Here is a 13727-nt window from a genome sequence, read left to right on the forward strand (position 1 = left end):
TTCTTTGTCCATACAAATACGCAGCCGGCAGGGAAACCGGTGCGCCAATCCCGATAAACAATGCCCGCGAAGCCTGCTAGGATTGGCGCTTCGCTTCAATCAACCCGGCCGTGGGATCGGCCCCGGAGACTCTCTGAATGACCCGTATTATCGAGTTCCTGATCGCCTTGGGGATCGTGGCTGGCCTGTTCGTCATCATTGGCGTATGTCTGCCGGGCGAGCGTCACATCACCGAAAGCATCGAGACCAACCGCAAGATGACGATCGTGTACGACACGGTCAGCAGCCTGCGCCGCTTCAAGGACTGGAACCCGCTGGTACTGCGCGATCCCGCCGTTGAACTGAAGCTGTCCGGCCCGGCCTCCGGTACCGGTGCCACCCTCGACTTCACCTCCAAGGACCTGGGCACCGGTTCCTGGAAGATCACCGAAGCCGAAGAGAACAAGCGTGTTGTGATCGCCATCGAAGACGCCACCAAGGGTCACGACAAGGTCACCACCTTCAACCTGGAGCCGACCGGCAAGGGCGGTCGCAACGTCAAGATCACCCAGGACTACTCGGTGAAGTACGGCTTCGACCTGTTCGGCCGCTACGCCGGCCTGTATGTCAGCCGCCAGATCGGCGATGACATCAAGCTGGGCCTGTCGCGCATCGCCAACATGCTCGCAACCGTGCCGAACGTGGACTACCGCACGCCGGAAGCCCCGCTGACCGACCTGGCCATCGTTGAAGTGCCGGCCGAGAACCTGCTGGTGGTCAACGCCGGCAACGTGGACCGCGGTCAGGACACCATCACCAAGTCCATCAAGGACAACCAGGAGTGGATCAAGCGCGTGATGGAGGCCAATGGCCTTGAAGCCGCCGGCCCGTTCCGCATCATCACCACCGACTTCGGCCAGGAGAAGTACGCCTTCGACATCGCCCAGCCGGTGAAGAAGAAGGGTGCTGAAGGTGCTGCTGCCGACGAGCTGACCGTCAAGATCGACGGCGGCGCTCCGGTCAAGTACGTGCACGTTGCTCCGCACCGTTCGGCGCATGCGGCCTACACCGGCCACATGGCGGGTCTGGACGTGGCCCGTAACGGCCTGCGTGCCTGGGCCGTGACTTCGGGCAACGAAGTCATCGACCGCCCGTACGAAACCTGGAAGGACGGCATCGACAAGTCGTTCACCCCGGAAGCGACCTACGACATCTACTGGGCCGTCAAGTAAGCCTCGGCTGACCCATGTAGTGTTGGACACGAAAACGCGCCGCTCATTGCGGCGCGTTTTTTTTGATCCGGCGCCCGGCAAGGGGCGCTGCGCAAGGAGCCCCCATGTTCAATCTCGAACGTCGTGCACGTAAGCCGTCCCTGCTCGCCTGCCTGGGGGCGCTGCTGGCCGCTGCCTCGATCGGCCTGTCCGCCTACGCCTCGCATGGCGTGGCCGATCCGCTGGCGCAGCAGCACCTGAACATGGCGGCGCTGTACGCGTTCGCGCATGGTGCGGTACTGGTGGCACTCGGGCCGCGCGCGCACGGGGCGATCGCACACCTGGCGCTGTACGTGCTGCTGCTGGGTGTGCTGTTGTTTTCAGGCAGCCTGGTGGGCGGGGCGCTGTGGCAGTGGCCGACGCGGATGGCGCCGATCGGTGGCACCAGCATGATGGCCGGCTGGGTGGTGCTGGCGATCAATGCGTTGAGGCGGTGACGGCAATCCGGGTACAGCCGAGCATGGCTCGGCACTACATGGGGGCGTTGCGCGGCAGCTGCTGTAGAGCCGAGCCATGCTCGGCTTCGAGCGAAGCGGCCCGCTTTTGTCTTCGCTCTCTCGTTCCATTCCGCGTGCGGGCGCCACGAGGGGCTCAGCCGTTGGCAGGCCTCCAGCACCAGTGCCAGGGTTCGTAGACGATGCCGTGCGGGTTGTCGCGTGGGTAGCTCAGATGGAAGCCATGCCCGCCGGCATGCACCTGCAGCCAGGCGAACGCGTCGGTGGCTTCAAATGATTCCTCGGCCGGGGCATCGCCCGGTGTGCCGATGTCCAGCGCATGGCCGCTGTGGTGTTCGCTGAACCCCGGCGCTGCATTGACCTTCAGGATCTCCGTCACGCTCAACCCACGTGCCAGCTTCCGCTCGAAGATGCCCAGCTGGTAGGCATGGCTGCGGAAGCCGGAAATTGCGTCGAGCGCGATGCCCTCCCGTGCCGCCTGCAGGCGCATCCGCCGCCATCCCTGCGCGGCGCCACGGCGCAGCCACAGCGGGCGGCCGAAGCGGTCACGGCCGGCGAAGTGCAGCAGGCACGGTTCGGGCTGCAGTGGCAGGCCGCTGTCGTCGGCATAGCGCTGTGCATCCAGGCCCAGTTGCTGCAGGCGTTGCTGCAGCCCGGCCAGCGGCAGCCACTGTTCCTGCAGCGCAGCGCCGAACGGACGTGCCGCCGCTGCATCGAGCAGCGCCAGTGCGTCCTCGGCCCCGGGCTCGCGCGGCAGGCGTGGCACCAGCGAATGCACGCCATGCGTCGTTACCGCCGCCAGGTAGCGGCCATCGCGCTTGCGCCGCAGCACCCACTGTGCCTGCGACAGCAGGCGGGCATCCAGGTTGCTTCGTGCGCGCAGCAGGTGGGCGGGCCACAGCTCGATGGCCTCGGTATTGATCAGCAGGGGGGCGCGTCGTTGCATCGCCGCAGCTTACCGCCGAGGCGCCGGTGCGGCCACCTTGCGCAGTGCGTCCAGCAGCACCTGCGGCCGCTCCAGGCTGAGCAGCAGCGTGCTGCCATCGCTGACCGGCAGGGCGAGAACGCGCGTGCGGTCGGTGACCAGCGCGAACCCCTTGCCGCCGCCCTGCAGGCGGAAGTGGCCGGAATAGAAGCCCGGCATCGCATAGCCATTGGTCTTGAAACGAATGCCATAGCGGCGGTCACGCTGCAGGTCGACCACCTCGGCCTGGTCCAGCCGCAGCTGTGCCACCGGAACGCGGCGGCGGTACATCGTCGAGCGCACGTCCAGCACGTCGTCGGCCAGTTCCACCCGGCGGCGGAAGAACGCCGCGCCCAACCCGATGCCGAGCGCGGCGATCACCAGCAGGCTCCAGGCGGCACTGCCGCCCATCCGGAACCAGGGCGGCGACAGCGTTACTTCGATCCAGGGCGCCGTGGCCGGTGCCTTGTACAACTGCGCATACAGGCAGGCCACGAAGGCGGCGAGCAGGGGCAGCACGATCCACAGCACGCGCAACGGCGAACTCTCGGCCACCTCGTACTGCTTTGGATCGCTGGCACCCATGGCTCAGGCCTCCTTCTTGAATACCAGCATCGCCGGGCGCATCGGTGCGGGGATGATGATGTTGACCAGCTCCCAGCCCAGTTGGCCCTGGCGGCTCAGTTCGCTCTGGATGTCCTCGGCCTTGAGCTGGCCCATCATGGACGTCTTGACCTCGATCGTCTGGTAGCTCCAGCGCTTGCTCATTCCTTGTCCCCCGAAGATGGCGTGGGTTTCGGCAGGCGTCCTGCCTTGCGCAGGGCGTCGCGCAGCACGTATTCGATTTGTGCGTTGAGGCTGCGCAGCTCGTCGTCAGCCCAGCGTTGCGCGGCGGCCAGGACGTCGGCATTGATGCGCAGCGGGTAGGCTTTCTTCTCACTCATGCAAGCTCCTGGCGGGGTGGTGGGGCACCCCGTTGCGAGGGTGGTTCAGTACAGCGAACCGGCGTTGACGATCGGCTGGGTACCGCGGTCCGAGCACAGCACGGTCAGCAGGTTGCTGACCATGTGCGCCTTGCGTTCTTCATCCAGCTGCACCACGCCGTTCTTCTGCAGTTCGGCCAGGGCCATTTCAACCATGCCCACCGCACCGGCCACGATGCGCGTGCGTGCGGCGATCACCGCGTTGGCCTGTTGACGCTGCAGCATCGCCTGGGCGATTTCGGCGGCGTAGGCGAGATGGCTGATGCGTGCGTCGATCACCTGCACGCCGGCGTCGGCCAGGCGTTCGGCCAGCTCGTTCTTCAGGTGCTGGGAGATCTCGCTGGCATGGCTGCGCAGGGCCAGCTGGCCGTCTTCGTGCTGGTCGTAGGGATAGCTGGTGGCCATCGCACGCAGCGCAGATTCGGACTGGATGTGCACGAAGCTCTCGTAGTCGTCCACGTTGTAGACGGCCTCGGAGGCGTCGACCACCTGCCAGACGATCACCGCGGCGATCTCGATCGGGCTGCCGTCCAGCTCGTTGACCTTCAGCTTGCCGCTCTCGAAGTTGCGCACGCGCTGGCTGACCCGGCGCTTGGCAAAGAAGGGGTTGTTCCAGCGCAGGCCGTTGTCTTTCACCGTGCCCACGTACTTGCCGAACAGGCTAAGGACCGCCGCCTGGTTGGGCTGGATGGTGTACAGACCGGCCAGGATGAACACGCCCAGCGCCACCAGCAGGGCGCCCAGCAGCATCAGCAGCAGGCTGGGCGAGCCGGTGCTGGCCTTGGCTGCCACGCCCACCACGAACAGGGCGGCGCCGGCGAGGCCGACGAGCAGGGCGCCGACCAGCGTGCCGAGGCCGTTGAGGGAAGACAGCGACTTCTCTTTCATGGCGGTACGTCCTTGAGGGTTCAAATTGAAGATATCAAAGTGATATCACCTGTCCACTACCGTTCGTCGGATGCCATGGTCAGGGTGCCCGGCCAGCTAGAATGCCCTCCCGCCTTCACATCGCTGCTGGAACCGCCATGGCCAAGCTTGGAACGCCGTTGTCCCCCTCCGCCACCCGCGTGCTGCTGCTGGGCTCGGGCGAACTCGGCAAGGAGGTGGCCATCGAGCTGCAGCGGCTGGGCGTGGAGGTGATCGCCGCCGATCGCTATGCCGACGCCCCGGCCATGCAGGTCGCGCACCGCTCGCACGTGATCGACATGCTCGATGCGATGGCGCTGCGGGCGCTGATCGCCCAGGAGCAGCCGCACCTGGTGGTGCCGGAAATCGAGGCCATCCACACCGAGACCCTGGTCCAGCTGGAACAGGAGCAGGGCCTGCGGGTGATCCCGACCGCGCGCGCCGCACGCCTGACCATGGATCGCGAAGGCATCCGTCGCCTGGCCGCCGAAACCCTGGGACTGCCGACCTCGCCGTACCGCTTCGTCGATACCGAGGCCGAATACCGTGCTGCCGTCGCCGCCATCGGCCTGCCGTGCGTGGTCAAGCCGGTGATGTCGTCCTCGGGCAAGGGCCAGAGCACCCTGCGCAGCGAGGCGGACATCGCCCCGGCCTGGGACTACGCGCAGACCGGTGGCCGCGCCGGTGCCGGCCGCTGCATCGTCGAAGGCTTCATCGATTTCGATTACGAGATCACCCTGCTGACCGTCCGCCATGCCGGTGGCACCTCGTTCTGTGCGCCGATCGGCCATCTGCAGAAGGACGGCGACTACCGCGAAAGCTGGCAGCCGCAGCCGATGTCGAGCGCGGCACTGGCGCGTGCCGAAGAGATTTCGCGCGCGATCACCGATGACCTCGGCGGCTGGGGCCTGTTCGGCGTGGAGCTGTTCGTGAAGGGCGACGAAGTGTGGTTCAGCGAAGTGTCGCCGCGCCCGCACGACACCGGCCTGGTGACGCTGGTATCGCAGGAGTTGAGCGAGTTCGCGCTGCATGCGCGCGCCATCCTCGGCCTGCCGATCCCGGTGATCCGCCAGAGCGGCCCGTCGGCGTCGTGCGCGCTGTTGGCACACGGCGAGGGCGTGCCGTACTTCAACAACGTCGCCGCTGCATTGCAGGTGCCGGATACTGCCGTACGCCTGTTCGGCAAGCCGAGCGTGCATGGCCATCGCCGCGTCGGTGTCACCCTGGCGCGCGCGGAAACCATCGACGAGGCGCGCGCCATCGCGCGAGATGCCGCCGACGCCATCGGCGTCGAACTGCGCCCGTAAAGCAAAAAGGGGACGGAGGGGATTAAGTCGTTTGTGCCACAAACGACTTAATCCCTCCGTCCCCTTTTCAGGGCCGTCGACTCTACCGCACGTCCACCCACACCAGGTGGTGGTCGCTGCCGTCGGCGATCTTCGCTTCCGGGCTTTCATTGGCCGGCCAGAAGATACCGCTGCCGACATATTCGAAACCGGTCGAGGGCAGTACGTAGTCCAGGCGCATGGTGCCGGACTTCGGGCCGAAATCGCCGGTGGCATGGAACGGTGCGCCCTTGCGCTCGATGCCCTTGGCCGCATAGGCCAGGCTGGTCTGCTCGCCACCGACGCTGCGCGGGGTGGGGTAGCGCAGCACGCGGGCGTTCTCGATCAGTTCGACGATCGCCTCATGGCGGCCATCGCCATCGACCGGGTCGTTGTTGAGGTCGCCGAGGATCACGAAGCGCGCGTCCTGGGCCAGGCCGCCGCACTGACCCTTGTCGTCGCACAGCCATGGCTTGTCACCCTTGGACAGGTATTCCTGCCACAGGCGCAGTTCGTCATGGTTGCGCGCCGCGTTGCGCTTTTCCGGGCCGTCGAACACCGGCGGGGTCGGGTGCGACACCAGCGCGTGCACCACGCCGGCCGGGGTCTTCACCGGCACGTCCCAATGCGACTTCGACGACAGGCGCAGCTGCGACCACACATGGTCGTTGTAGAAGCTCTGGCCGGTACGTGGATCGACCGGTCGGATTGCGCCCGGCATCGCGCTCCACTTCAGCAGCTGGAAGCTGCGCACCCTGGCTTCGTCGATCGGGTAGCGCGACAGCACCAGCATGCCGTACTGGCCCGGGTGCAGGCCGTAGCCCCACGCATCGTTGCCGCGGCTGCGGCCTTCGCCACCGACCACGCCGTTGTTGTCCAGGTCCAGGCCGCTGGGCACGCCGGTGTTGACCGGTGCCAGATAGCGGTAGGCGAAGTGCAGCGGCTTGCCGCCACCGGGCTGGGCGACCTCCAGGTAGCGCTTCTGGAACAGGTCGGCGGCGCGATGGGCGTCGTCGAAGTCGAATTCGTTCAGCAGCACCAGGTCCGGGCGCACCTGCTGCAGCACTGCGGCGATCTTGCGCGCGTGTTCGCTGTCGCCTTCCAGCTCCTTGATCAGGCCACCGGCGTCATCGGAGTACAGCGAGGTGTTGTAGGTGGCCAGGCGCAGCGCAGCGGACGGCTTTTCGGTCATCGCAGGGGACGTGGCGAAGGCAGGGGCGGTGGCGCCGCAGAGCAGGGCCAGGGCGAGGATCAGGGGATGGCGGCGGGTCATGTTCATGGGCCGTATTGTGCACCCGGCCCGGTGTCAGCGGTTTGTCAGCGCCCGTCCAGATCCTTGTCGAAATCGTGCCAGCGGCGGCCATCGTAGGCTTCCAGCGGATGGAAGCGGCGCTTGTAGTCCATCTTCTGGTGGCCGCGGATCCAGTAGCCCAGATACACGTGCGGCAGGCCCTCGCGGCGCGCCCACTCGATCTGCTGCAGGATCGCGAAGGTGCCCAGCCCGCGCGCGGCGTGGTCCGGGTCGAAGAAGGTGTAGACCGCCGACAGGCCGTGCTCGGTGACGTCGGTCACCGCTACCCCCAGCAGCTGGCTGGGCTGGCCGTCGTGGCCGGGCAGGCGCATCTCCATGAAGCGGGTGTGCGACCAGCTGCCGATCAGGAACTGCTCGAACTCGTGCGGGCCGTGGTCGTCCATGCCGCCGTTGGCATGGCGGTGGGTGAGGTAGCGGTGGTACAGCGCGAACAGGTCATCGCGGGCGGTGGCGGCGGTGATCCGCACCTCCAGGTCGTCATTGCGGGTGGCACAGCGGCGCTGGCTGCGGTCCGGGGCGAAGCGGGCCACCGGGATGCGCACCGCCACGCAGGCCTGGCAGTGCGCGCAATGCGGCCGGTAGACCAGGTCGCCGCTGCGGCGGAAGCCCCAGCTCAGTGCCAGTGGATAGAGTGCGCCGAGGCGGCGGTCGTTCGGGTCCAGCACCAGGTCGCGTGCCACCCGGTCCGACCAGTACCCGCAGGGGTGCTCGCCGGTCTGGAAAAGTCGCAGTTCGTCGTCTCTGTCGCCATGTATCGCCATGGGCACAGCATAGCCCCAGGTTGTCGCAGTGGCGGCGACTGTCCGCCGGATGAATGGAATCGGCAGTAGCGTCAACCGACGTCGCGCCCGGGCGTTGTTGTCCCCCGAGGGTGAAGTGATCACCCCGACGCTGTTCCCATCCCCAGGAGTGACCTCATGATCCGTACCCCCCTGCTGCTGGCCCTGCTGCTCGGCACCTCCGCATCCGGTATCGCGCTGGCGGCCGACACCCCGGCCACGCCGGCACCGCGCCCGGCCAAGCTGGACACCAACGGTGACGGCGTGATCGACCGCAGCGAGGCGGCCGCCAACCCGCGCCTGGCCGCGAAGTTCGACGAGCTGGACAAGAACAAGGACGGCAAGCTCTCGCGCGACGAGCTGCCTCGCTGGCAGCATGGCCGTCGTGGCCACGGCGGTGAGCGCTGGGCCGCGCTGGACGTCAACAAGGATGGCCGCATCAGCCGCGAGGAAGCCAAGGCCGATCCGCGCCTGGCCGCGCGCTTCGACCAGCTTGATCTGAACAAGGACGGCTACCTGGACAAGGCCGACCGCGAGCTGCGCATGAAGCAGCATCGTGATGCCTGGTTCGCCGCCGCCGACACCAACAAGGACGGCCAGCTGAGCAAGGCCGAGTTTGATGCGGCCAAGGGCCCGATGCATGGTGGCCCGCGCCATGGCGGTCCGCGCGACGGCGGCGCACCGAAGCCGCAGCGCTGAGGGTCAATGCAGTGATGACGACAACGCCGGCGGCACTGCCGGCGTTGTCCGTTACAAGCGGCCGCTGCGCATCAGCGAGTACGCCACAAGCGCAATGACCATCAGGTTCATGGCGATGATGGCGGTGCGGCCGTACATCGATTCGAACTTCCAGTTGATGCCGGTTCGCCCGCGCCGCGCCGAATCGCGCGCGATCATCGGCGCCATCACCCGCTGCAGCGTCACCAGGCACTGGTAGTTGACCACGCCCAACCCGACCGCCAGCACCGTCAGCTGCGTCCAGGCCGGTGCCTGCAGCACCACAGCCAGCAGGATTGCCAGGCACCAGAACATGCCGGTGGTGATGTTGAGGTAGAGGAAGCGGCGCACATCGGCCCGCTCTGCCGCAGTTTCGGTGTACGACATCAGGAAGCGCCCGCCGAGGTAGCTGCCGATCGCGCCCCCGACCACGCCGCCGATCACCGCCCCCCAGCTTTCAGCCGGCAGCACATGCAGCTGGCCCAGGGTGGCAGTCAACGATCCCATCGCGGTGCCTCCGGCAACGCTGGCGCCGCCGAGACCGAGCTTGCTGCCACCGACGCCGACGCCGGTGCCGATCAGGATCGCGGCACTGGCGGTGCCGGGTGCGGCCACCAGCACCATCGACACCACGGCGGTGGCGAATGCGGCGCTTGGTGCACTACTGCGCGCGAATTCGCCGAAGCGCTGCAGCAGGCCTTCGCGCACCAGGGCACGTGCACGCGACAGACGCTTGCGCACGGCCGCATCGCTGAGCCCGAGCAGGTCGGCGACCTGTTGCGAGCGCTGTCCTTCGCGGTAGTACAGCAACAGGACTTCGCGGCTGTCAGCGGGCAGGGCGGAGATGATGTCCTCGGCGGCGATCTCCTCTTCCACCCGCTGCAGGCGATCAGCCGCACTTGGGGCCGGGTCGGCGGCCATGCCCATCGCCACCTCCGCGGCCTCGCCGGTCAGCGGCCGGCCGCGTTGCGCACGCAGCCAGTCGCGGGCCAGGTTGCGGGTGATCTGCCGCAGCCAGGGCAGGAAGCTGGTCGCGCTGCGCAGCTGGTGCAGCTGCTGCCAGCCCTTCACGAAGGCCTCCTGGGCGATGTCCTCGCTGGCCTGGCGGTCGCGGGTGATGGCCAGGGCGATGGCGGTGACCGTGTTCTGGCAGGCCAGCACGATACGGCCGTAGGCGTGCTGGCAACCGCTGGCGGCGGCGGGCAGTTCGCGTTCCAGGGTCTGGTCGATCGATGCGGCGAACGTCGTCATGGCGGCGGCTCTCCTGCTGGGATTGTGTCCCATGACGGAGCCGCGCGCCCAATGTGACCGACTTTCTGTGCTGACAAAAAAGGGACGGAGGGGATTAAGTCGTTTGTGCCACAAACGACTTAATCCCCTCCGTCCCCTTTTTGCAGTTGCCGGCCAGCGGCGGGTACGACCCGTGGGTTATTTCGATGGCTGGATGCGGACCCGGACTTCTTCCTCTTCCGGTGCGGCCTGCGGGGCCGGTTGCGCCTGCTGCGGCTGGGCCTGCGGGGCAGGGGCCGGTGCTGCCGGGGCCGGGGCACCGCGATGGCGCAGGCCGATCACCAGCGCCACGCCGGCGATCACCACCAGCAGGGCGATGCGGATGCGCCAGGCCCAGCTGCGGCCGCCGCTGCCCTGTTCCGGCGTGTCGCGGAAGGCGAACTCGGCGGTCGGATGGTCGCGGCGGGTGGTGTCGAGCAGGCGCGCCTCACGCAGGATCTCGCGTGCACGCGGCTGGTCGTCGGCGCGCACGATCCATACCGCCGGGTAGGCGTTGGCGTTGCCGAGGTCGGTATAGCTGAACTGGCCGCGGCGACGGGTCTTGTACGAGCGCCCGTTGGTCACCTTGACGTCGATGCCATGCCCGCGCAGGAGCTCGGCCACGCCTTCGACGGTTTCCACGCGCTGGCTGCTGAAGATCTGGCGCATGGGTTTACTCCTTGGCCGGCACGGCGGCCGCGGCAGCCTGGTCGGGAACCACGCGGATCAGGCCCTCCTGCGCGGTGCTGGCCACCAGCACACCATTGCGGGTGAAGAACTGGCCGCGGGCCAGGCCGCGCGAATCCTGCGCGCTGGGGCTGTCCAGCGAGTACAGCAGCCAGTCGTCGGCGCGGAACGGGCGGTGGAACCAGATCGCGTGGTCGAGCGAGGCCATCTGCACGTGCGGGTGGTAGTAGCTGATGCCGTGCGGGAACGTCGCCGTGCCCAGCAGGTGGAAGTCCGAGGCATAGGCCAGCAGGGCCTGGTGCAGTTCCGGAGCATCGCCGACCGGCTCGCTCAGGCGCAGCCACACCTGGTGGTAGGGCGGGCGCTTGGGCGGGTTCAGTTCGTCGCGCGGGTAGACGTGGCGGAATTCGAACGGGCCGCCGCGCGACAGCCAGCGCTGCACCTTGATCGGCAGCCGCTCCAGCACTTCGGCCGGCAGCGGCCGGTTCGGTTCGATGTCTTCCGGCTGCGGCACTTCGGGCATCTTGTGCTGGTGCTCGGCGCCGGTCTCGGCCTGCTGGAACGATGCCGCGCAGAAGAAGATCACCTTGCCGTGCTGGATCGCGGTGACCCGGCGCACCGAGAAGCTGCCGCCGTCGCGGGTACGGTCCACGTCGTAGACGATCGGGTGGTCGATGTTGCCGGCGCGCAGGAAATAGGCGTGCAGCGAGTGCACGTGGCGGCCGTTGTCGACCGTGGCCTGTGCCGCGGCCAGCGCCTGGCCCAGCACCTGCCCGCCGAACACGTACTTGGTGCCGATGTCGCGGCTCTGCCCGCGGAACAGGTTGTCCTCCAGCCGCTCCAGCGTGAGCAGGTCGATCAGCTCGGAGACGACGGGTTCGGGCGTGTCGTTCAAGGGGGCGGCCACAGCAGTGAAAGAGGGCCTGATTATACCGGTCAGGGGTCAGATCCCTTTCGCCGGGCGAAAGGGATCTGACCCCGGGCGGGGCAACCGCTATTTGCCCAGCCGTGCGACCAGCGCCTGCAGGGCGTTCTGTGCGTCCGGGGCGAACCAGGCCTCGACGAAACGGTCGAGCTGGATCAGGTCCGGCTGCAGCGCCACGTGCAGGTCGGCGCGGGCGATGGCGCGGGTCAGCAGCATCGGCTGGCGCGGCTGCCTGAGCAGGTCCTGCAGCCAGGCAATCGCGCGTGCCACCACCAGGTCCCCCTCTGCCAGCTCATCCACCAGGCCGATCTGCACCGCCTGTTCGGCCGGTACCAGCGAACCGGTGGTCAGCAGCACGCCGGCGCGGTGCACGCCCACCGCACGGCGCAGCAGGCGCTGGATGCCCTCCGGCGCGATCAGGCCCACCTGCACCTCGTTCAGGCCGATGGCATATGGCCGCGACGGATCGGCGCTGCGGGCCATCACCCGGTAGTCGCAGCACAGGGCCAGCACGCAGCCGCCCGCCGGGGCGTGGCCGGTGATCGCCGCGACCACCGGGATGCGGCTCTCGGCCAGCGTGCGTACGGCGCCAAAGAAGGCGTTCCAGGTGTCCAGCAGCTTGTGCTTGTCATCGCCATGCGAGAGCAGGTGCGGCACGTCCATGCCGCCGGTGAAGATGCGCTCGCTGCCCGACAGCACGATGCCGTGCGCGTCTTCGGCCATGGCCAGCTCGATGGCATGGATCAACTGCCGGCACAGGTCGGTGTCCAGTGCGTTGACCGGCGGCCGCGCCAGGCGCAGTTCGCGGATGGGGCCATGGTTGATCACCTCGATGAGCGTCGTCATGCTGCGGTCTCGTTGCGAAGAAGGAACCTGGGCGATGATAACCAAACCATTCGTTGGCGTACTGTGGCTTCTGTGTGCGGCCGCAGCATCGGCCTCGGCGGCGGAATCGGGCTGCGTCACGGTGGATCAGGGCTGGGCGCGGTTGCCACCGAATCCGGCAATGCCGATGACCGCTGGCTACGGCGTCATCCACAACGGCTGCGGCAAGGCGGTGGTGATCACCGGCGCGACCAGCAGCAGCTTCAATGATGTGTCGCTGCACGAAACCACGATCACGGATGGGGTCAGCCGGATGCGCGCGATCGAGCGCCTGCCGCTGGCGCCGGGTGCACGTGCCGAGCTCAAGCCCGGTGGCCTGCACCTGATGCTGATGCAGGGCAAGGGCGCGCTGAAGGAGGGGCAGGCGGTGCCGCTACGGCTGCAGCTGGAAGGCGGCGGCGAAGCAAGTGCGACGCTGGCCGTACGCAAGGCTGCGCCGTAGCGGGATGGTCGTGCCGGCCGCTGGCCGGCAGCACAGGAAATGCCGGCCAGCGGCCGGCACTACCGCAGGGCCTTACGACCAGTCGTACGAGAACAGCACGGTGCGGCTTTCCGGCTCGTACAGCATCACGATCGCATCGGCGCCGGTGGCGCACCAGTTGTAGCCGGCTACGCCGGCCACGGCGAAGAACTTGTTGCCGTTGCGGGTGATGATCACCGTTTCGGCATCGTCCGCAGCGTTTGGGTCATCGGCAGCGTCGGTGAAGCCCAGTTCGAAGGCCGCGGGAATCTCCGCGGTCTCGGTCCAGTTGCCGAAGCCTATCGGTCCGCCCAGCGTATCCAGGTAGTCGCGTTCGCTGGCCTCACCCTTGCCGTAGCGCGAGTAGCAGGCGAGACGGCCGTGCGCGGCATGGTAATCGCGGGCCTTGGCGTAGCTGTCGCGCATCTGCGCGATGTGCTCCTGCGCATCCTTGTCCTGCACCGCCTCGCCGATGAAATAGCCCTCATTGCCGAGGAAGCGCATCTCGTTGCCGGCGGTCAGTTCGAAGGCGATCCAGTTGGTGCCGGTGAAATCGTTGTGGTGTTCTTCGGTGGTCTCGCCGATGCAGCCGTCGTACGGCTCGATCGGGCACAGCATCGTCGCCACCTGGCCGGCCAGTTCCGGCCGCAGCACGCCCAGGTCGATCTTCAGCAGCGGCAGCAGGTGCTGGCCGAGCCAGGCCTGGTCGGCGGGAAAGACGTCGGTGGGGAAGGGGACCATGCCGGGCAGCAGGTCGCGCAGTTCAGTCTGGTGGATCATGTCAGTCCATTGAATGGGATCGGTAGTGCC

General features: G+C 67.6%; 17 protein-coding genes. 5 read left to right on the forward strand and 12 right to left on the reverse strand.

What is annotated here, in order from left to right; translation table 11 throughout:
- The first annotated feature begins 137 nt into the window (after window positions 1-137).
- Both QP609_RS05650 and QP609_RS05655 read left to right on the forward strand, forming a co-directional pair.
- Window positions 138-1211: an SRPBCC family protein gene (locus QP609_RS05650; RefSeq protein WP_014646355.1), complete on the forward strand. Its 1074-nt coding sequence runs from the start codon at window positions 138-140 to the stop codon at window positions 1209-1211.
- 104 nt (window positions 1212-1315) lie between these two features.
- Window positions 1316-1687 (forward strand): DUF423 domain-containing protein, encoded by a 372-nt coding sequence (locus tag QP609_RS05655; protein ID WP_014646356.1) that lies wholly within the window; start codon window positions 1316-1318, stop codon window positions 1685-1687.
- A gap of 154 nt (window positions 1688-1841) precedes the next feature.
- Here the strand turns inward: QP609_RS05655 and QP609_RS05660 are convergent, their stop codons facing one another.
- Genes QP609_RS05660 through QP609_RS05680 form a run of 5 tightly spaced genes read right to left on the reverse strand, consistent with a single transcriptional unit; the run spans window position 1842 to window position 4540 of the window.
- The gene (locus QP609_RS05660) at window positions 1842-2651 is read right to left on the reverse strand and encodes a M15 family metallopeptidase (RefSeq protein ID WP_046429507.1); all 810 of its coding nucleotides are present in this window, start codon (window positions 2649-2651) and stop codon (window positions 1842-1844) included.
- A 9-nt stretch (window positions 2652-2660) separates the two neighbouring features.
- Complete coding sequence (locus QP609_RS05665; RefSeq protein ID WP_014646358.1) at window positions 2661-3254, reverse strand: PH domain-containing protein; 594 nt, start codon at window positions 3252-3254, stop codon at window positions 2661-2663.
- Between the two features lie 3 nt (window positions 3255-3257).
- Window positions 3258-3437, reverse strand: coding sequence for a DUF4177 domain-containing protein (locus tag QP609_RS05670; protein ID WP_014646359.1), 180 nt, complete (start codon window positions 3435-3437; stop codon window positions 3258-3260).
- Window positions 3434-3613 (reverse strand): hypothetical protein, encoded by a 180-nt coding sequence (locus tag QP609_RS05675; protein ID WP_014646360.1) that lies wholly within the window; start codon window positions 3611-3613, stop codon window positions 3434-3436. The genes QP609_RS05670 and QP609_RS05675 overlap by 4 nt, the downstream gene beginning before the upstream one ends.
- Before the next feature lie 45 nt (window positions 3614-3658).
- Complete coding sequence (locus tag QP609_RS05680) at window positions 3659-4540, reverse strand: SPFH domain-containing protein (RefSeq protein WP_014646361.1); 882 nt, start codon at window positions 4538-4540, stop codon at window positions 3659-3661.
- A gap of 137 nt (window positions 4541-4677) precedes the next feature.
- Here QP609_RS05680 and purT point away from each other — a divergent pair, with 137 nt between their 5' ends.
- Window positions 4678-5865, forward strand: a complete 1188-nt coding sequence (purT, locus tag QP609_RS05685; protein WP_014646362.1) for a formate-dependent phosphoribosylglycinamide formyltransferase — start codon at window positions 4678-4680, stop codon at window positions 5863-5865.
- 82 nt (window positions 5866-5947) lie between these two features.
- On the opposite strand, the gene QP609_RS05690 is transcribed toward purT, so the two are convergent.
- Both QP609_RS05690 and QP609_RS05695 read right to left on the reverse strand, forming a co-directional pair.
- The gene (locus tag QP609_RS05690; RefSeq protein ID WP_032961376.1) at window positions 5948-7162 is read right to left on the reverse strand and encodes an endonuclease/exonuclease/phosphatase family protein; all 1215 of its coding nucleotides are present in this window, start codon (window positions 7160-7162) and stop codon (window positions 5948-5950) included.
- 38 nt (window positions 7163-7200) lie between these two features.
- On the reverse strand, window positions 7201-7956 hold the full coding sequence (locus QP609_RS05695) for an arginyltransferase (protein ID WP_032961379.1): 756 nt from the start codon (window positions 7954-7956) through the stop codon (window positions 7201-7203).
- A gap of 156 nt (window positions 7957-8112) precedes the next feature.
- Between QP609_RS05695 and QP609_RS05700 the strand changes: the two genes are divergently transcribed.
- Window positions 8113-8673, forward strand: a complete 561-nt coding sequence (locus QP609_RS05700; RefSeq protein WP_014646365.1) for an EF-hand domain-containing protein — start codon at window positions 8113-8115, stop codon at window positions 8671-8673.
- 51 nt (window positions 8674-8724) lie between these two features.
- Here the strand turns inward: QP609_RS05700 and QP609_RS05705 are convergent, their stop codons facing one another.
- From QP609_RS05705 to QP609_RS05720, 4 genes are all read right to left on the reverse strand, one after another.
- Complete coding sequence (locus QP609_RS05705) at window positions 8725-9942, reverse strand: sigma-70 family RNA polymerase sigma factor (RefSeq protein WP_197621682.1); 1218 nt, start codon at window positions 9940-9942, stop codon at window positions 8725-8727.
- Window positions 9943-10119: 177 nt separating this feature from the next.
- Complete coding sequence (locus QP609_RS05710; protein ID WP_053494920.1) at window positions 10120-10629, reverse strand: pathogenicity-like protein; 510 nt, start codon at window positions 10627-10629, stop codon at window positions 10120-10122.
- A gap of 4 nt (window positions 10630-10633) precedes the next feature.
- Window positions 10634-11542: an acyl-CoA thioesterase II gene (gene tesB / locus QP609_RS05715; RefSeq protein WP_005412623.1), complete on the reverse strand. Its 909-nt coding sequence runs from the start codon at window positions 11540-11542 to the stop codon at window positions 10634-10636.
- Window positions 11543-11641: 99 nt separating this feature from the next.
- Window positions 11642-12418 (reverse strand): enoyl-CoA hydratase/isomerase family protein, encoded by a 777-nt coding sequence (locus tag QP609_RS05720; protein WP_014646368.1) that lies wholly within the window; start codon window positions 12416-12418, stop codon window positions 11642-11644.
- 34 nt (window positions 12419-12452) lie between these two features.
- On the opposite strand from QP609_RS05720, the gene QP609_RS05725 reads away from it, so the two are divergent.
- Entirely contained in the window at window positions 12453-12899 is a 447-nt protein-coding gene (locus QP609_RS05725; protein WP_041863160.1) for a copper chaperone PCu(A)C, read from the forward strand.
- A gap of 72 nt (window positions 12900-12971) precedes the next feature.
- On the opposite strand, the gene QP609_RS05730 is transcribed toward QP609_RS05725, so the two are convergent.
- Entirely contained in the window at window positions 12972-13697 is a 726-nt protein-coding gene (locus QP609_RS05730) for a hypothetical protein (RefSeq protein ID WP_014646370.1), read from the reverse strand.
- Window positions 13698-13727: the final 30 nt, after the last annotated feature.

The sequence above is a fragment of the Stenotrophomonas sp. 8(2023) genome, assembly GCF_030345295.1.
Lineage (GTDB): Bacteria > Pseudomonadota > Gammaproteobacteria > Xanthomonadales > Xanthomonadaceae > Stenotrophomonas > Stenotrophomonas muris.